Genomic DNA, 18564 nt, shown 5'->3' on the forward strand with positions numbered 1-18564 from the left:
CCTCATGGTTACAGCAAAGAATTAAGCGAGACTTAAGATCGCGCAAAAGCGTAGGCGGCGCGCACCCTCAAGCCCTCGCGAAATTGGCCGTTATCAGAGTGGTTGGGGCCGCCAACCCCGCTCGGCCTTCGGGCTGCACCTCATAACGTGACGAATCTCGCCCAAACGCCGCTTGCCGAGCGTCTTCGCTCGCTTGTCGATACCGTGCAGCACAACGAGCGCACGCTACGCCGCTTCCAGAGCGTGGAGTTGCGTCTGATCGGCGCGCAGGATTTCGCTTCCTTTCTCGACACGCTATTCGGCCAGCTGCCGCGGGAATTCTCGCTGGCGGGCGTGACGCTCTGGCTCGACGACCGCGCGCCGATGCTGCGCGAACTGCTCGAACCGGTCGCCTTGCGCGCACTCGATCAGCCCCGCTTGCGAACCTCGCGCGAAGGCGGCCTTGCGGCACAAGGTCTGTGCGAAGATGGCCGGCCGTGGCTCGGCACGCCGCGCGAACTGGACGACACCGTGCGGCGCGCTTTCTTCGGCGACGCCGAACAGGTGCCGGCCAGTGCGATCCTGCTGCCGCTTGCCTCGGGAGATACGGTCGGCGGTTATCTCTGGCTCGGCAGTGACGACGCGGCGCGGTTCGCTCAAGGCATGGCCACCGACATACTGGAGCGCTTCGCGAGCATCGTGACAGCGAGCCTCGACAATGTCGCGCATCGCGAGCGGCTCAAGCAACTGGGCATGACCGATTCGTTGACGGGCCTCGCCAATCGCCGCTATTTCGACGAGCGGCTGCGCGAGGAAGTCATGCGCGCCGTCCGCTATCGGATGCCGGTGGCGTGTCTTTTCATCGATATCGACAGCTTCAAGCGGATCAACGACACCTACGGCCATCAGACCGGCGACCGCGCGCTGGCGGCGGTGGCGGCGTGTGTGCGGCAGCAGGTGCGTCTGGGCGATACCGTGGCGCGTTATGGCGGTGAAGAATTTGCCGCGCTGCTGCAAGGCGACCGGGCCGACGCGCTCACCGTCGCCGAGCGTGTGCGGCTGGCGGTCGAGCGGCTGGCCTTGCAGGACGATCATGGCGAACGCATCGCCTTGACGGTGTCGATCGGCGTGGCGGCGCGGATGGTCAGCGGTACGCCGACCGAAGCCGCCATGTTGGGCGGCGCGATCATCGAAGAAGCCGATCGCGCGATGTACCAGGCTAAACGCAACGGCCGTAATCGCATCGAAGCGCTGGTGAACGCAAGCGGCGATCACACGGCTGGTTGAGCGGCGAGTGCTGCGGAAATCCGCCGCACTCAGGTCGCCGGCGCGTCCGGCGGCACGCCGAGCAACTGCAGCGCGCCGCCCGTTACGCCGCTGAACACCGGGCCGGCCACCGTGCCGCCGTAGAAAGCCTTGCCCGCCGGGTCGTCGATCATCACCGCGACGATCAATCGTGGGTCGCTCATCGGCGCCATGCCGACGAACAGCGCGCGGTAGCGGTTCTTCGCGTAAGTGGCGCCGACCTGTTTGCGCGCCGTGCCGGTCTTGCCGCCGATCCGGTAGCCTTCCACCGTCGCCGCGCGCCCGGTGCCGCCCACGCCGGTCGCCATTTCCAGCATCGCGCGGATGGCGCGCGCGGTGGCCGGCGTCGTGACCGCATGACCCGTGTCCGCGGATTGCGCGGCGGCGCCCGCCCCATTGCGCAACAGACTCACGCGATGCATCGTGCCGTCGCCGGCATAGGCCGTGTAGACCTGCGCGATCTGCAATAGCGACGTGGAGAGCCCATAGCCATACGCCATCGTGGCCTGTTCGATCGGACGCCAGCGTTTATACGGCCGCACCTTGCCCGACGCCACGCCCGGAAAGGTCAGCTCGGGGCGCAGGCCGAGCCCGTATTCCTGATACTTGGTCCAGATCTTTTCGGCCGGCAGATTCAGCGCAAGCTTGGCGAGCGCGATATTGCTCGACTTCTGCACCGCTTCGGCGACGGTCATCGCGCCGTGATTCGAGGTGTCGTGGATCACGGCCGGGCCGATCTTGTACCAGCCGGGCGCGGTGTCGATGATGCTCTGCGGCCGCACCTTGCCCTCGTCGATCGACAGTGCGACCACCACCGGCTTGATGGTCGAGCCCGGCTCGAAGGTGTCCACCACCGCGCGATTGCGCAGTTGGCGGCCGGTCAGGCGGGCGCGGTCGTTCGGATCGAAGCTAGGATAGTTGGCGAGCGCCAGGATTTCGCCGTTGCGGGCATCGAGCACCACCACGCTGCCGGCTTCAGCGTGATGTCGGGCAATGGCGTCCTTCAGTTGCGCGTAAGCGAGCTGCTGGATCCGCCGGTCGATCGTCAGGTGGATGGTTTCGCCGTTCTGCGCGGGCACCAGCGGCCGGGTCTCGGACACCACCCGGCCCAGACGGTCGCGGATCACTTCGCGCTGGCCGGGCACGCCGAGCAGTTGTTCGTTGGCGGCGAGCTCGATACCTTCCTGGCCGTTGTCCTCGATATCCGTGAAGCCGACCACGTGCGCCGCGGATTCGCCTTCGGGATAAAAGCGTTTCGAATCCGCGATCTGCGTGATGCCCGCCAGGCCCAGTCTGGACAGATGCCCGGCGGTCTCCGCATCCACCTGGCGCTTGAGCAGGACGAAAGTCTTGTCGCCGCTCAGACGCCTGCGCAGTTCCGCCAGCGGCAGGTCGAGCAGCCTGGAAAGCGGTGCGAACGCGGCCTCGTCGATCAGCCTGGGCGAGGCCCAGATCTCGTAGGTCGAGAGGCTGACGGCGAGCATCGAGCCATTGCGATCGAGGATCCGCCCGCGTGTCGCGTCGAGTTCGATAGTGCGTTGATAGCGTTTCTGGCCCTGATCGACGTAGAAATCCTGGTTCACCACCTGCACCCAGAACGCGCGGGCCGCCAGCGAGGCGAACGCGCCGAACACCAGCAGGACGATGAATTTCGATCGCCACATCGGCAGGCGCGCGCTCAGCAAGCGGTTCTTCGCGACGGGCGCGTAGGGGTCGTGAGATTGCGATTTCTTCTTCTGGATCATTGGGTACGCGTAATCAGCAGCTCGATTAACTTGCGCCGCCCGGATCGGCGGCGGTGAATACTTTCGTGAGTTGCCAGGCCGCCGTAATCGCGCGGCCGGCACGACGACATGGCTGGGGCACCTTCAGCGTGGCTGCCATGTCGCAACTGATCACCATGAAGGTCGCCGTGATTGTAAAGAGAACGTAATCTGTATGCGAGATTCGCGCAAGGGGATCGTGACCGGGCAGGGCGTCGCGCATCGTGCCGCCGCCGGGAAAAGCAGCGCCACGTCGCTCATGAGTGACCGAAGCTGGCCGAGCCGCGTACGGACATAAAAAAACCGCGCGGAGTTGAAAAATCCGCGCGGCTCTTTCGTTCGATTAATGCGTCGACTCCGACGCGGCGTGTTAAAGAGGCGCTCTCTGCCTGTTGAGCGCCTTCTTTTTTTGCGTGGCTGATTTTGCGTGACTGATTGCGTCGGTTCGGGTGGTTCGAAACCCGTCAGGCCGGCAGCGCGAAGCTCGAAATCGCTTCGCGCAGCACCCCCACCTGATCCTTCAGTGAATGTGCCGCAGCCGCGGCCTGCTCGACCAGCGCCGCATTCTGCTGGGTGACCTGATCCATTTCGCCGACCGCCCGATTGACCTGCTCGATGCCAGCGCTCTGTTCGCGCGAGGCGTTGCTGATCTCTTCGAGGATCTCGTTCACGCGCCGCACCGACTGCACGATCTCGCCCATTGTCGAACCCGCGTTGGCGACCAGTGACGCGCCGGCTTCGACCGTATGCGTCGAAGTCTCGATCAGGGCCTTGATTTCCTTCGCCGCCGTGGCCGAGCGTTGCGCGAGGCTGCGCACTTCGGCTGCGACCACAGCGAAGCCGCGGCCCTGTTCGCCCGCGCGGGCCGCTTCCACGGCCGCGTTGAGCGCGAGAATGTTGGTCTGGAAGGCGATGCCGTCGATCACGCCGATGATGTCGCCGATCTGCCGCGAACTGGTGGTGATCTCGCCCATCGTGCGCACCACGTCGTCGACCACGCGGCTGCCGCGCGTGGCGACGTCCGCGGCCTGGCCGGCGAGGTGGGCGGCCTGCTGCGCGCTGTCCGCGTTCTGCTTTACGTTGACCGTCATCTGGTCCATGCTCGACGCCGTTTCGACGAGCGCGGCGGCCTGTTCCTCGGTGCGCTGCGAGAGATCCGTGTTGCCGGCGGCGATTTCGGTCGCGCCGATATTGATGTTTTCCGTACCGAGGCGCACGCGCGACACGGTTTCGACGAGGCCGGCCTGCATCGTCTGAAGCGCGTGCAGCAGGCTGCCCGCGCTGTCCGGCCGCACCGGCACGCGCGTGGCGAGATTGCCGCCCGCCATCAACTGCGCGTGTTCCACGGCCGCTTCGAGATCGCCGCCGAGCGAGCGGCGAATGCTGCGCAGCACCAGCAGCATGACGACCGTGGCGATCGCACCGAGCGTGACGGTGATGACGAGCCAGCGCAACAGACTGGCGTAGAACGCGCTTTCCACGTCGTCCATATACATGCCGGTGACGATATACCAGTCCCACGGCGCGAAGTGCAGCGCGTAGCTGGTTTTGGCCACGGGTTTATCGTTGCCCGGCTTGGCCCACAGATAATCGACGAAGCCGCCGCCTTCGCGATTGCCCGCGGTGACGATATCGGTGAACAGATGGTTGCCCGCCGGATCGGTGAATTGCCCAAGGTTCTTGCCGACCATTTCCGGCTTGAACGGATGCATCAGCATGACCGGCTGCGAGTCGTTGACGGAGATGTAGCCGTCCTTGCCGTAGCGCATGGCCGCCAGCGTGGCGAGCGCCTGCTTTCTGGCTTCGTCTTCGGTGATCGTGTGCTGCTGCGCGAGCGTGTAATAGCGGCCGACGATGTGGTTGGCCTGGTCGATCAGCGATTGCAGCTGATCGCGCCGGTCCGAGATCATCGAGGCGCGGTTTTGCCATGCGCCGAAGCCGCCGATCAGGATCAGGCCGATCCAGAGGACGGCGATCATGGAGGCCAGTTTCTTGTTCAAAGTCATAGCGGTTTTTGCTTTCGCACAGTGGTCGGTCAAGATTGGGTTCGGTTGCGGCGAATGGCTTGTCGCTGATTGTGTTTACGGCGCGGCGGCGGAAGCTCCACAGGGCAGGGGAAACCCGCTGTCGGGTATTTTATTTGTCTGATCAAAGGGAGCTTTTATAGCCGGTACAGCATTTTCATGCTTGATTGGAAGGGGTTTATTTTATTTGGTATTGATTCAATCGTGTATTTCCTGTATTGCCGCCGAAAAATGCCGGTGCTTGTGAATCGATATTAATGGCCGGATATTCCATAAATGAAGTCCGGATATTAAAAGCCTCAGCATCGCCACAATCAGTCAGCGACCAAATTGCACGAGTGAGCTGCCTGCCTGCAACGCAGCAAACAGTTGCGTCAAGTTTCCACAAAACGCCAATAAAATCCAAACGCCGGCCACGCATTACCCCGGTTGCAAAAAACGACACATTTTTCCACTTATCCGCAAATGGAGAAAAACCGCTGTCGTGGGAAAGACGAATAAATAAAAATTCCGCTATAGTCGCCATTTTCCAGCCGCCAGTCGGGCAAAAGAAGAGCACCAATAAGCCCGCCACCAGGAGTACGAATAATGAACGCCCGCGAACCTGCCTTCATCTCCGCTTCCCGCAGCGCGCGCCTGCGCCAGATGCTCGTCAGCAACGAACTCGAATTCATGATGGAGGCTCATAACGGCCTGTCCGCGCGGATCGTCCGCGAAGCCGGTTTCAAGGCGATCTGGGGCTCGGGCCTCGCGATCTCCGCGCAATTCGGCGTGCGCGACAACAATGAAGCAAGCTGGACCCAGGTGGTCGACACGCTCGAATTCATGGCCGACGCGAGCGACCTGCCGATCCTGCTCGACGGCGATACCGGCTACGGCAACTTCAACAACGTGCGCCGTCTCGTGCGCAAGCTCGAACAGCGCGGCATTGCCGGCGTGTGTATCGAAGACAAGCAGTTTCCCAAGACCAACAGCTTCATCAACGGCGAAGCGCAACCGCTCGCCGATATGGACGAGTTCTGCGGCAAGATCAAGGCCGGTAAAGACTCGCAGTCGGACGAAAACTTTTCGATCGTCGCGCGCGTTGAAGCGTTGATCGCCGGCTGGGGCATGGACGAAGCGCTGCGTCGCGCGGAAGCCTACCGCCAGGCCGGCGCGGATGCGATCCTGATTCACAGCAAGCTCTCGCGTCCCGACGAAATTCTCGAGTTCGCGCGCGAATGGGCGGGCCGTGGTCCGCTCGTGATCGTGCCGACCAAGTACTACAGCACGCCCACCGAAGTGTTCCGCGAAGCCGGCATCAGCACGGTGATCTGGGCGAACCATCTGATTCGCGCGGCCACTTCGGCCATGCAGGCGGTTGCGAGGGAAATCCATTCGAGCGAAACGCTCGTCAACGTGGAAGACAGCATTGCCGCCGTCAACGAAATCTTCCGTCTGCAGGATGCCGACGAATATTCGGAAGCCGAAGACCGCTATCTGTCGAGCGGCCGTGCGGCCGGTTCCGCGGTCGTGCTCGCGGCAAGCCGCGGCAAGGGTCTCGAAGCCGTCACCGAAGACCGTCCGAAAGTGATGCTGCCGATCGCCGGCAAACCGCTGCTGCGCTGGCTCGTCGATGCGTTCAAGAAGCAGGGCGTGAACGACATCACCGTGGTCGGCGGTTATCGCGCCGACGCGATCGACACGGCCGGCATCAAGCTGGTGGTCAACGAACAGCACGCGCAAACCGGCGAACTCGCGTCGCTCGCCTGCGCGGTCGACAAGCTGGCGGGCGACACGGTGATCTCGTACGGCGATCTGCTGTTCCGCAGCTATATCCTGCGCGATCTCGTGGAGAGCGAAGCGGCGTTCAGCGTGGTGGTCGATTCGTCGCTGACCGACGCGGAAAACGCCAGCGTGCGCGATTTCGCGTGGTGCTCGGCGGCCGACGACCGCGGTCTGTTCGGCAACAAGGTCGTGCTGCGTCACGTATCGAGCGGGCAGGACGCCAGCTCGGCCATCGCGTCGCAAACGCCGCATGGCCGCTGGGTCGGTCTGCTGAACGTGCGTGGCGAAGGCCGCGAGCGTTTGCAGGCGGTCATGAGCCAGTTGCAGGCGCGCCCGGATTTCGCGTCGCTCGACATGCCCGCGTTGCTGAACGCGCTGATCGAAGCGGGTGAATCGATCGAAGTGCAATACGTGCACGGCCACTGGCGCGGCGTGAACGACCTCGAAGATTTCCGCCGTGCGGGCGACTTCGCGCATGCGCAAGCGCCGTTCGCGACCGCGGCCGGCGGCTCGGCGAACAGCGCATCGGCGGACGCGGCGAGCGGAGCCGCGCAATGATCGAGGCTGCACAGTTTGTCGAGGCGGCGCGCGAGCGCGGCTTCGACTGGTATGCGGGCGTGCCGTGTTCGTATCTCACGCCGTTCATCAACTACGTGTTGCAGGACGAGTCGCTGCATTACGTGTCGGCGGCCAATGAAGGCGACGCCGTCGCGTTGATCGCGGGCGTCACGCTCGGCGCGCGCAACGGCCGGCGCGGCATCACCATGATGCAGAACTCCGGGCTCGGCAACGCCGTGAGCCCGTTGACCTCGCTCACATGGACCTTCCGTCTGCCGCAATTGCTGATCGTCACGTGGCGCGGCCAGCCCGGTGTCGCCGACGAACCGCAGCACGCGCTGATGGGCCCCATCACGCCCGCGATGCTCGAGACGATGGAGATTCCGTGGGAAACCTTCCCGACCGAAGCCGACGCGATCGGCCCGGCTCTCGATCGCGCCATCGCGCATATGGATGAGACCGGCCGCCCTTATGCGCTGGTGATGCAGAAGGGCAGCGTGGCGCCGTACGAGTTGAAGGACAGCGGCGCGAGCGCGCGCCGCGTACCCGTTGCGCCGCAATCGCAGTTCACGAATGTGCCGGCGAGCGAGCTGGCGTCGCGTCACGACGCGCTGAACAAGGTGATCGCGCACACGCCGCTCGAATCGACCGTCGTGCTCGCGTCGACCGGATTTTGCGGACGCGAACTCTACGCGATCGACGACCGTCCGAACCAGTTGTACATGGTCGGCTCGATGGGTTGCGTGACGCCGTTCGCGCTGGGTCTTGCGCTCGCGCGTCCCGATCTGCACGTGGTCGCGCTCGACGGCGACGGCGCCGCGCTGATGCGCATGGGTGCGTTCGCGACCATCGGCGCCTACGGTCCGTCGAATCTCACGCATTTGCTGCTCGATAACGGCGCGCATGACTCCACCGGCGGCCAGGCGACGGTGTCGTCGCAGGTTTCATTTGCGGGCGTCGCCGCGGCGTGCGGTTATGCGTCGGCGGTCGAAAGCGACGACGCGGCCGTGATCGACGCGCTGTTCGAAGCGGCGCCGCCCGACGGCCCGCGCTTCGCGCGTCTGGCGATTCGCCGCGGCACGCCCGACGGGCTGCCGCGTCCCACCATCACGCCGCCCGATGTGAAGACGCGTCTCATGCGCCACATCGGCGCGGCCTGAAGTCAACAGTCAAAATCAAATTCAAGGAGCGCTCATGCTGCTGCTCAATCCCGGCCCGGTGACGCTCACCGAACGCGTTCGCAACAGCCTGTTGCAGACGGATTTGTGCCACCGCGAAAGCGAATTTTTCGATTTACAGGGAGAGGCGCGCACACGTCTGGTCGATCTCTACGGCCTCGACGCGAGCGAATGGCAAGCCGTGCTGATGACCGGCTCCGGCACGGCGGCAGTGGAAAGCATGAGCGCCGCGCTGGTGCCGCAGAACGGCAAGCTGCTCGTCGTGGAAAACGGCGTGTATGGCGAGCGTATCTCGCAGATCGCCGCGCAGTACGGCATCGCGCATGAATCGCTGAAGCACGACTGGATGCAGGCGCCGGATCTCACGAAGATCGCCGCCCACCTCGACGCGGACAAGGCGTTCACGCACGTCGCCGTGATCCATCACGAAACCACGACCGGCCGCCTGAACGATCTGGCGGCGCTCGGCGCGCTGTGTCGCGAACGGGGGCTGCGCCTGCTGGTGGACGGCGTCAGCAGCTTCGGCGCGGAAACGATCGATTTCGCCGACAGCAGTCTCGACGCCGTGGCCGCGACGGCGAACAAGTGTCTGCATGGCGTGCCGGGCGCCTCGTTCGTGCTGGTGCGCCGCGCCGCGCTCGCGCAGGCGGCGAGCCGCACGTACTACCTCGATCTCGGACGTCTCGCGCGTTTGCAGGATCAACGCAACACGCCGTTTACGCCATCGGTGCATGCGTACTACGCACTGGTCGAAGCGCTGCGCGAACTCGCCGACGAAGGCGGCTGGCGCGCGCGTCATGCGCGCTACGCCGCGCTCGCCGAACAGGCGCGCGCGGGCCTCGCCGAGCGCGGCATCGGCAGCGTGCTGCCGCCGGAGCAGTCGTCGGTGGTGCTGCGCGCGTACCGTTTGCCGGCCGGCATCACGTATCCGCAACTGCATGACGCGCTGAAGGCGCGCGGCTTCGTCATCTACGCGGGGCAAGGCGGCCTGTCGGCGGAGCTGTTCCGCATCTCGACGATGGGCAACATTCACGCCGCCGACATCGACCGTCTGTTGCAAGGCTTCAGCGAACTCATGCGCTGATTCGCAGCGTGTCCGGTGGATGGCCGCGCAATGCGGTCACACCGGGTCTTTGTCCGGCGGACCGTCGGGCTGTTGCGGTTCCTCGGTGTGATGGCCGGGCGACGGCGGCACCAGCGGATCGGCTTCCGGGTCGCGGTTCGGATCGGCGTTCGGATCGGGAATCGGACTGGTATGCATGTCGTAGCTCATGACGGCACCTTTGAGGGGAGAAGAGGACGGTACGGGCGGCGCGGTCGAACTTGCGCCGGCTGTTCTCTTCAAGCGTACGCGTTTCCGGCGCGCCGCGTCTCTTACTTTTTCACGCGACGGCCTACGCTGAGCTGCCAGTAACGCTCGGTGGCGAAAATGTCGTCGTAATTGCCCGCGCCGAATGCGCGCAACTGGCTTTCGTAAGCGTTGACGGCTTCACGTTTGAGTTGCGCGCGGCGCTGCAGATCGATCGTATGGCCGGCGGCGCTCGGGTGGGCCGGTGTCGCGACGATGCCGCGCTGCGCGAGATCGGCGAGCCGTGCCTGCACCACGCCGGGCGTGCGGCGGTGAATCGCTTCTTCATAGCCGAACCAGGTCAGATGCGACAGGCGCGGCAGGATTTCGCAGCAGGCTTCGAACACCCGCACGTGATCGTCGTGATACAGGCCGAGCGGCATCAGCAGCGTGTTCGCGGTCGTGCGATAGATGGTTTCTTCGAGCGCCGCCGCCAGCTTGCTGATCGACGGCGAGTCCGAATACTGGCTGTCGCGAAACGGCATGCGCAGCGGAATCGCATCGAGCACTTCCAGCGCGCGGTTATCTTCCCGCGTGCGCTCGTGGATCGCCTGCTGGGCGTCCGTGAAACCCGATTTTTTATCCCATTCGGTATGCATCGGCTGCTCGGGCGGCGCGGCGAACACCGTGCACACCGCGGCGTCGGGATGTGCGGCGAGCAATGCGCCGCAACTGAAGACGGCGTCGTCGAAATGGGGCGAGACGATGAAAAGGCGTGGGCTGGTTTCGCTCATGGGACGTGTGATGGTTTGCGACGCGCGGGACGTGCACGAGGTTGCTCGACCGGGGCTCGGGCGTCGCGCCGGTGCCGGAGAAAATGCGGCGTCACATCAGCTTAGGCGGAATTGGCGGGGCTTGCGCGCCGGGTTGGGGTGTGCAAGTGGCGTGCCTGAGAAGCGCGACGGTTGATGGCGGGTCGGATGGTGTCCGATGGTGTCCTGTAGACGCTCACCGCGGCGGGGGAAGGTTTCCCGGATCGGCTCACCTTTGCGCGGCGAATGGGCGTCGTTGCTGTGGGCAGCACGCGGCTTTTCGTGCGCGTTGAACGCCTGCGAATCTCAATCCCGGAACGCAGCCTCTGGCGATACGGTGGTCACGGTCTATCCGACCCTGCCGTTCCTTGTAATCGCTCACGAATGATTGATAAATCGACTTAAACGATCATATATGAGCGCTCAATTCGATTTTCTTGACCGGAAAGCAAGACGCGCAGACAATAGGAAACTCATATCACAAACTTTATCGCTTACATGGAAACCGCAAAGCCGCATAAGCGCTCACATGTGAGCGTTAAAAGAAAGAGAGATCCACTTCCTCCGCCTGTCGCGAGAGCCCTGAAGAAACTCGGAGCCGACCTCGCGCTGGCGCGTCGCCGTCGCCGATTGACTCAGGCGTCGCTGGCCGAGCGCATCCAGACGTCAGTGGCTACGCTGCGGCGCATGGAGCACGGCGACGAACGTATTTCCATCGGCACGATCGCGCAGGCGTTTCTCGTACTGGGTGAGCTCGACAAAATCAGCGGACTGCTCGACACCAGCGGCGATCATATCGGCCTGACCCTGATGAACCAGCAATTGCCGCAGCGGGTTCGCCATAAACGCGTCACTCCGGAATCGGGGGCGCTATGAAGCGGCCCATCTCCCAGCAAAGCGTCCAGGTTGCGCTCGGTCAGGCTGCGCTTCCCGTCGGCGTCCTGACGTTCAACAAGGACGGCGCACGCGAAAGCTCAACCTTTGCGTATCACGAAGCGTGGCTGCGATCGGCAGACCGGTTCGAGATTTCTCCCGATCTGCAACTGGTTCAGGGACAGCAGTTTCGTAAGGCGCCTTCCAGGGACGATTCGATTTTCCCCTTCGCCTTTGCGGATACCGAGCCCGACGGATGGGGATGCCGGGTGATCGCGCGTGACCACGCAAGGCGTCGCAAGTCGGCGCAGGAGAAAGGCCGGGATGTGCCGCACGCCGGGCTCACGGAGATGGACTACCTGCTGGGTGTCGACGATCTGAGCCGGATCGGCGCGCTGCGACTCGCGGACGAGGCGGGCAACTATTTGCGCAGCATTGAAGACGGAGGGCGCGGCACGCCGCCCTTGCTCGAACTGGGTCATTTGATCGGCGCCACTCGCGCGGTCGAAATGAACAGGGAAACCGCAGCCGACCTGAAGTATTTACGCGGGCGCGGCACATCGCTTGGCGGTATGCGGCCCAAGTGCACGATTCTCGATGAAGATGGGCAACTGGCCATCGGCAAGTTTCCGAGTATCAACGACGACCGCAGTGTCACGCGTGGGGAAGTACTCGCTCTTCATCTGGCCGCGGCTGCCGGCATTACGGTGGCGCAATCGCGCATCGTCATGTCGGAAGAGATTCCGGTTGCGCTCGTGCGCCGCTTCGACCGCGTGACGAACGGCGGCCGGATTCCATACCTCTCGGCGGGTTCCATGCTGCAAGCCTCACGGCAGGAAGAGCACGCCTATACCCAGATAGCGGATTGCATCATCGCGCGTTGCGCGGACCCGAAGCGCGACCTGGAGGAATTGTGGCGGCGACTCGTGTTCAATCTGCTGATTACCAATGTCGACGACCATGTGCAGAACCACGGTTTCCTGCACGTCGAGCATGGGCTGTGGCGGCTCGCGCCGGCGTTCGACATCAACCCTTTTCCGGATAAGGACCCCGAGTTGAAGTTATGGCTCAATGAAGACTACGGGCCGGTCGACTCGATCGAGGCCGTGATGAACGAAGCCCGCTACTTCAGGCTCTCTGCCGATGAGGCGAAACGCATTCTGGGTGAAGTCCGCAACGCGGTCGGCGACTGGAAACGCGTCGCGAAATCGGCGCCGGTCGGCATGACCGACGACGATCTCGATGCATTCCAGCCCGCGTTCGAAAACGGGCAGACTGAGGCGGCCGCGGCACTGCTATGAATCTGGGTGCACCGGCATGCACGATAGTCAATCGACGAAGCCATCGCGCGTGCGAGCAACACAGAACCAGGGGCAAAAACTACGCCCCTTACGCCACCCACGCCGCCGCGCGACCGAACGCCGCCACCATACCCGCGACAATATCCTCACGCAGCCGGCCGTCAGCCATTTTCAGCGCATACGACGGATGCCACGTCGGCACGATCAGACGCCCGCCATGACAGATGGTCTGCCCCAGATATTCCGACAGATTGACATGCGCGCCGGTCAACGCCTTCAGCGCGGTCGCGCCGAGCGTGACGACCACGCGCGGCACGACCCGCGCGAGCTCGTGCTCCAGCCAGTACTGGCAAGCTTCGACCTCGCGCAGCGCGGGCGTGCGGTGCACGCGCTGCTGCTCGATCGTTTCCCATTTGTAGTGCTTGACGGCATAGGTCAGATACAGCGCCGCGCGTTCGAGTCCGGCGCGTGCGAGCACCGTGTCCAGCAGATGACCGGCGGGGCCGGTAAAGGGCGCGCCGTTCTGGTTTTCATCCTCGCCGGGCTGTTCGCCGACCACCATGATCGCCGCCTGAGCCGCACCGGCACCCGCGACGGCCTGCTTCGCGTTGCGCCATAACGCGCAGCGCCGGCAGGTGGCCAACGGGCCGGTCGGTTCGCGCAACGGTGGCGTGACCGCCGAATATTCGATTGGCGGCATTTCCGGGACGGTGACGGTGCCGCTCTGCGCACCGAGACGGCTGCGCTCGCGCGCGAGGTGCGCGGGCAGCGGCGGCCCCGCGGGCGGCGTTCTCCAGTAGCGCAACGGCACGGGCGCCGGCGCGCCGTTGAAGACGCTGGCGTAATACGCGAGCCACAGTGCCTCGGTGGGTTCGCTGGTCGTGGCTTCGCCGGCCATGACGCCCGCCGGTAACGCCTGGCTGGCGGGCTGACTTTGCTGCTGGCCTCCGGTAAAAGGATGCGCGGCGCGCTCGCCGATGTCTGCTGCCGGCCGGCTGATTCGTAGCAACATGCCATTCCAGAATGCCGCGCCGTGTGGCGTCGCCAGCATCCAGGTGGAATCGCCCATACGCTCGGCGAAGCGTGCGGCGGCGCGCTCCAGCAGATCATGATTCGGCTCGTACCAGCCGACGAATTCCGGCAGCCCCATAGACGGATCGCGCCGCCTGAACAGGGTGAGCAGCAGCAGGTCGTCGGTTTCTTGCCCGACCGAGCGGACGCGCTGATCGAGCAGCGCACCGTCGCGATCCGCCAGATCGAGGACGTGGCGCTCGCCGCGAGTCCAACGCCACAGAATGCGGTAGAGCAGGGACCAGCGGTCTGCGGCGCGGAAGCAGGCCGCGGTTTTCAGCCGGGTGAGCAGTTCACGGGGAATGACGGGAGCGGCGAGCGCCGGAGTGGCGGCGGGGCTGGCCGGAACATCGGCGCTGTGAGTGCCGGAATGGTTTGAATCGTTCGAAGGGCTCGAAGGGCTCGCAGCGTCCGAATCCCATTCGACCCATTCGATCCGCTCCGGCTCGACCTCTTGCCGCAGCAGTTCCCGCGCCGCGCGGCGCCATGCGGCGAAAGTCGGTTCGATCGGAATGCGTTTCATGCGGGCGCGCCGCGGCATGCGCAACGTAACGCGCCAACCCGTGCGGACAAAATACTGTATGGATGTACAGTATGCGCCTGAACGCCAGTCCGGATCAAGCGTGTCGCGTCGCAACTACGCAAGGCCGGGCGTCACGCCTAGACGTTGCGCAGATCCTCAGGCGTATCGACATCGCGCAAAATGCCCGGATCGTCCACGTCCAGCCGCGTCACCTGTTGCGACATCAACAGGGACCTTGCGCCGGTATCGCCGTCGAGCGCCAGCAGCGCGTCGCGATGCTCGATGCCGAAGCCGACCGGATGCCCGCGCTGCCCGTGGTAATACGGCGCAACCAGCGAAGCGCCGCCATCGAGCGTGCGCGCCACTTCTTCGATCGTCGAGATGGCGATGCGCGGCATGTCCGCGAGCGCGACGATCCAGCCTTCGGCGCCCTCGCTGGCTTCGACGCCGGCTGCGAGACTCGCGCCCATGCCGCGCTCGGCGTCCAGCGCGAACACCACGTCGCAACCGGCGTCGTTGAGTAGCCGCGCGAGCGCGTCCGAACCCGGCCGCACCACGGCCACCACCTGCGAGACGACCCGCAACAGCCGATGCGCGGCCTCATGCGCGACCGGTGTGCCGTCGGGCATGCGCGCCAGCAGTTTATTGTGCAGGCCGTCCGGGTCGAAACGCGAACCGAAGCCGGCGGCGAGCAACACGCCAGTGGCGAGCGAGGCGTAGGCCATGAGCAGGCACCGGGAAAAAGATGAAGATCGATTGTGCGATGCAACGCAGCCGTAAGCAAGCGCCAATGCGTATGCACGGCGCTTGCTGTCCGACATTCTCATGCGCGTGCCGGCTTCGTCACGCGACCGGCGTCACACCGAAACCGGCCGGCGAACACGAAAGCGCGCGCGTCAAACCTGCATCGTGCCCATCACCTTGTCGAGCGTGACGGGCAGGTCGCGCACGCGCACGCCGGTGGCGTGATACACCGCGTTCGCAATCGCCGCGGGCACGCCCGTAATGCCGATCTCGCCGATGCCGCGTACCCCGAGCGAGTTGATAAACGGATCCGGCCGGTCGATAAAGGTTATGTCCAGCGAACCGATATCGGCATTGACCGGCACGTGATACTCGGCGAGATTCGCGTTGGTGAAGCGGCCATAGCGGGTATCGACCGAACTCTCTTCCTGCAGCGCCGCCCCGACGCCCCACACGATGCCGCCCATCAACTGGCTGCGCGCCGTTTTCTGGTTGAGCACGCGTCCCACGTCGTACACGCCCACCACGCGCGCCACCCGGATCGTGCCGAGCTCGGCATCGACATGCACCTCGACGAACACCGCGCCGAACGAGTGGAACGAGTACTTCTGCTTTTCGTCGCCGGGCTTGACGGTTGCGATCGCCTCGATCGGCTTGCCGCCCGAGCGCGCGATGATCGCCGCCGCCGGATCGCGCTTGCCCGGTTGCGAGCGGCTCGTCACCCAGCCGTTTTCCACGGTGATGTCGTCGAGCGCGATGCCGTGCACGGGCGAGGCCCGATCGGCGAGCGCCAGCGCGATCAACTGGCTGCGCGCCTGGCTCGCCGCGTCGTGCACGGCGGGCGAGACGCTCGCGGCCGATTGCGAGCCGCCCGACACAGGCGCTCTGGGCAGCGACGAATCGCCGAGCGCGAAGTGGATGTTTTCCGGCGCGAAGCCGAGCGCGTCCGCGGCCACCTGGGTCATCACGGTGTAGGTGCCCGTGCCGATATCCTGGGTGCCGGAGGCGACCATCGCGGTGCCGTCCGGCAAGATTCGCGCAATCGCGCTGGCTTCGCTGCGATTGGCCGGATAGGTCGCGGTGGCCATGCCCATGCCGATCAGCGTGCCGCCATTGCGCATCGAGCGCGGGGCGCTCGTGCGCCGCGACCAGCCGAATTTCTCGGCGCCGATCTGATAGCACTCGCGCAAGGACTTGCTCGACCACGGCTTGTTTTCCTGCGGGTCGGCATCGGCGTAATTCTTGATGCGCAGCGCGAGCGGATCCATTTTCAAGGCCGCCGCGAGTTCGTCCATTGCCGATTCGAGCGCGAACGAACCGGTTGTTTCTCCCGGCGCGCGCATGAAGGTCGGCGTGCCCAGATTGAGCGGCACGATGCGGTGCGTGGTCACCTGATTGGGCACCGCGTACAGCATGCGTGTGACCATGCAGCAGGTCTCGGTCCAGTCTTCGATCACCGACGTGTTCGAAATGCTGTCGTGACGCATGGCGGTCAGCGTGCCGTCGCGCCGTGCGGCGAGCACGAAGTGCTGCTCGGTGTGCGGACGCGCGCCGACCGGGCCGAACATCTGCGGCCGTTCGAGCACGAGCCGCACGGGCCGCCCGGTCTGTTTCGCCGCCATTGCGCACAACGACACATGCGACCACGACGAGCCCTTGCAACCGAAGCCGCCACCCACGAACGGCGAAATCACGCGCACGTCGGCGGGCGAAATGCCGAGCGTCTTCGCGACCGCCTGCGCCGCGCTGCTGACGCCTTGGGTCGAATCGTAGAGCGTGAGTTGCGGGCCGTCCCAGCGCGCCATCGTGGCGTGCGGCTCCATCGGGTTGTGATGTTCGATCGGCGTGGTATAGGTCGCGTCCACGTGCACCGTGCCGCTTTGCATGCCGTCGTCGAAGCTGCCGCGCTGCGTGTCGGTTTGCCGGCCTTGAGGCTTGTCGGGGGCGTGAGCGTTCGGTTTGGCCTGCGCGAAGTCCGTGACCGCGGCGCCGCTCTGATAGGCGATGCGCAACTGGCGGGCGGCGTCGGTGGCATGTTCGAGCGTATCGGCCACCACCACGGCGACCGGCTCGTTGCTGTAATGAACCTGGTTGTCCTGAAGCAGCGACAGGCGGCGTCCGGCCGGCGGCGCCAGCGCGGGCTTGCCGCCGTTGGGCAAGCGCGGCGCGTTCTGATACGTCATCACGAGCAGCACGCCGGGCAGCGCCTCTGCGCGGCTCGCATCGATCGACGCAATGGTGCCGCGCGCAATCGTGCTGGTGACGAGTACCGCATGCGCGAGACGTGCTTCAGGAAATTCGCCGGCATAGCGCGCCTCGCCGGTGACTTTGAGCAGACCGTCGGTGCGGTCGAACGGTTGACCGATCAGATTCATGCGACACCTCCCGCGTGGCCGGCGGCCTGATTCACTGCGCGCACGATCGCGCGCTGCGCGAGCTGCACCTTGAAACGATTGTCGTGTTGCGGCCGCGCGTCGCGTAAGGCAGCGGCGGCGGCGTTTTTCAACGTGGCTTGCGTGAGCGGCTGGCCGTTGAGCATCTGTTCCGCGGCGCTCGCGCGCCACGGCTTGTGCGCGACGCCGCCCAACGCGATACGCGCGGTCCTCACGCGATCGCCGTCCATCTGCAAAGCGGCGGCGACGGAGACCAACGCGAATGCGTAACTGGCGCGGTCACGCACTTTCAGATAATGGGAGTTCGCGCTGAAGAGCGGCGGCGGCAGATCGACGGCGGTAATCAGTTCGCCGGGCTGCAAGGTCGTATCGACATCGGGCCGCTCGCCAGGCAGCCGGTGAAAATCGGCGAACGCAATGGTCCGCTCGCCGGCGGGGCCGCTCACGCGAACCACGGCATCGAGCGCGGCGAGCGCCACGCTCATGTCCGACGGATTCACCGCGATGCATTGGGGACTCGCGCCGAGAATCGCATGCGTGCGATTGTGGCCGTCGAGCGCCGCGCAACCGCTACCGGGTGTGCGCTTGTTGCATTGCGTGAAGGCCGTATCGTAGAAGTAGCCGCAACGGGTGCGTTGCAGCAGATTACCGCCGACCGTCGCCATATTGCGCAGTTGCGAAGAAGCGCCCGCTAAAAACGCTTGCGACAGCAACGGGTATTGTTCGCGCACCAGCGCGTGATTGGCCGCATCGCTATTGCGCACCAGAGCGCCGATCCGGATGCCGCCGTCAGGCAGCGTCGTAACGGTATCGAGTCCGCCAATATGCGTGATATCGATCAGCCGCGCCGGCCGCGTCACGCCGCCCTTCATCAGATCGAGCAGATTGGTGCCGCCGCCGATGAATACCGCACCCGGCTGCTGCGCCGCCCGCACTGCGCCGGCGACGTCGCCGGCGCGTTCGTAAGAGATCGCATCCATGCTGT

Annotated in this window: 16 protein-coding genes; 6 read left to right on the forward strand and 10 right to left on the reverse strand. The window is 64.9% G+C overall.

Annotated elements, in window-relative coordinates; genetic code table 11:
* Positions 1-147 precede the first annotated feature (147 nt).
* Positions 148-1266, forward strand: coding sequence for a GGDEF domain-containing protein (locus BXE_RS25995; protein WP_040123963.1), 1119 nt, complete (start codon positions 148-150; stop codon positions 1264-1266).
* Positions 1267-1295: 29 nt separating this feature from the next.
* On the opposite strand, the gene BXE_RS26000 is transcribed toward BXE_RS25995, so the two are convergent.
* From BXE_RS26000 to BXE_RS46015, 4 genes are all read right to left on the reverse strand, one after another.
* A complete protein-coding gene (locus tag BXE_RS26000; RefSeq protein ID WP_011491108.1) occupies positions 1296-3029 on the reverse strand; it encodes a peptidoglycan D,D-transpeptidase FtsI family protein in 1734 nt (577 codons plus the stop codon).
* Positions 3030-3054: 25 nt separating this feature from the next.
* Positions 3055-3270, reverse strand: coding sequence for a hypothetical protein (locus BXE_RS26005; protein WP_040123959.1), 216 nt, complete (start codon positions 3268-3270; stop codon positions 3055-3057).
* A gap of 241 nt (positions 3271-3511) precedes the next feature.
* Positions 3512-5053, reverse strand: coding sequence for a methyl-accepting chemotaxis protein (locus BXE_RS26010; protein WP_011491109.1), 1542 nt, complete (start codon positions 5051-5053; stop codon positions 3512-3514).
* A 196-nt stretch (positions 5054-5249) separates the two neighbouring features.
* Positions 5250-5633: a hypothetical protein gene (locus tag BXE_RS46015; RefSeq protein WP_148223001.1), complete on the reverse strand. Its 384-nt coding sequence runs from the start codon at positions 5631-5633 to the stop codon at positions 5250-5252.
* Positions 5634-5659: 26 nt separating this feature from the next.
* Between BXE_RS46015 and aepX the strand changes: the two genes are divergently transcribed.
* The 3 genes from aepX to BXE_RS26025 are packed head-to-tail and all read left to right on the forward strand — an operon-like array spanning position 5660 to position 9658.
* A complete protein-coding gene (gene aepX / locus BXE_RS26015) occupies positions 5660-7396 on the forward strand; it encodes a phosphoenolpyruvate mutase (protein ID WP_011491111.1) in 1737 nt (578 codons plus the stop codon).
* Complete coding sequence (gene aepY, locus BXE_RS26020; protein WP_011491112.1) at positions 7393-8556, forward strand: phosphonopyruvate decarboxylase; 1164 nt, start codon at positions 7393-7395, stop codon at positions 8554-8556. Before aepX ends, aepY begins: the two co-directional genes overlap by 4 nt.
* A gap of 34 nt (positions 8557-8590) precedes the next feature.
* Positions 8591-9658 carry a 2-aminoethylphosphonate aminotransferase gene (locus BXE_RS26025; protein WP_011491113.1) on the forward strand — a complete coding sequence of 356 codons (1068 nt, stop codon included), beginning with the start codon at positions 8591-8593 and terminating at the stop codon, positions 9656-9658.
* A 36-nt stretch (positions 9659-9694) separates the two neighbouring features.
* Here BXE_RS26025 and BXE_RS46655 read toward each other — a convergent pair whose 3' ends face one another.
* Together BXE_RS46655 and BXE_RS26030 are read right to left on the reverse strand one after the other, a co-directional pair.
* Positions 9695-9847 carry a hypothetical protein gene (locus tag BXE_RS46655; RefSeq protein WP_007176551.1) on the reverse strand — a complete coding sequence of 51 codons (153 nt, stop codon included), beginning with the start codon at positions 9845-9847 and terminating at the stop codon, positions 9695-9697.
* 101 nt (positions 9848-9948) lie between these two features.
* The gene (locus tag BXE_RS26030; protein ID WP_011491114.1) at positions 9949-10656 is read right to left on the reverse strand and encodes a PIG-L deacetylase family protein; all 708 of its coding nucleotides are present in this window, start codon (positions 10654-10656) and stop codon (positions 9949-9951) included.
* 516 nt (positions 10657-11172) lie between these two features.
* Here BXE_RS26030 and BXE_RS26035 point away from each other — a divergent pair.
* Positions 11173-11550: a helix-turn-helix domain-containing protein gene (locus BXE_RS26035; RefSeq protein ID WP_011491115.1), complete on the forward strand. Its 378-nt coding sequence runs from the start codon at positions 11173-11175 to the stop codon at positions 11548-11550.
* Positions 11547-12848, forward strand: a complete 1302-nt coding sequence (locus tag BXE_RS26040) for a type II toxin-antitoxin system HipA family toxin (RefSeq protein WP_011491116.1) — start codon at positions 11547-11549, stop codon at positions 12846-12848. The genes BXE_RS26035 and BXE_RS26040 overlap by 4 nt, the downstream gene beginning before the upstream one ends.
* 88 nt (positions 12849-12936) lie before the next feature.
* Here the strand turns inward: BXE_RS26040 and BXE_RS26045 are convergent, their stop codons facing one another.
* The 4 genes from BXE_RS26045 to BXE_RS26060 form a co-directional block, all read right to left on the reverse strand.
* Positions 12937-14442, reverse strand: a complete 1506-nt coding sequence (locus tag BXE_RS26045) for a UdgX family uracil-DNA binding protein (protein ID WP_040124933.1) — start codon at positions 14440-14442, stop codon at positions 12937-12939.
* A gap of 137 nt (positions 14443-14579) precedes the next feature.
* A complete protein-coding gene (locus BXE_RS26050; RefSeq protein ID WP_011491118.1) occupies positions 14580-15167 on the reverse strand; it encodes a nucleotidyltransferase family protein in 588 nt (195 codons plus the stop codon).
* A 171-nt stretch (positions 15168-15338) separates the two neighbouring features.
* A complete protein-coding gene (locus BXE_RS26055) occupies positions 15339-17561 on the reverse strand; it encodes a xanthine dehydrogenase family protein molybdopterin-binding subunit (protein WP_011491119.1) in 2223 nt (740 codons plus the stop codon).
* Complete coding sequence (locus BXE_RS26060) at positions 17558-18559, reverse strand: FAD binding domain-containing protein (RefSeq protein WP_011491120.1); 1002 nt, start codon at positions 18557-18559, stop codon at positions 17558-17560. The genes BXE_RS26055 and BXE_RS26060 overlap by 4 nt, the downstream gene beginning before the upstream one ends.
* Between the last annotated feature and the right edge of the window lie 5 nt (positions 18560-18564).

The sequence above is a fragment of the Paraburkholderia xenovorans LB400 genome, assembly GCF_000013645.1.
GTDB lineage: Bacteria > Pseudomonadota > Gammaproteobacteria > Burkholderiales > Burkholderiaceae > Paraburkholderia > Paraburkholderia xenovorans.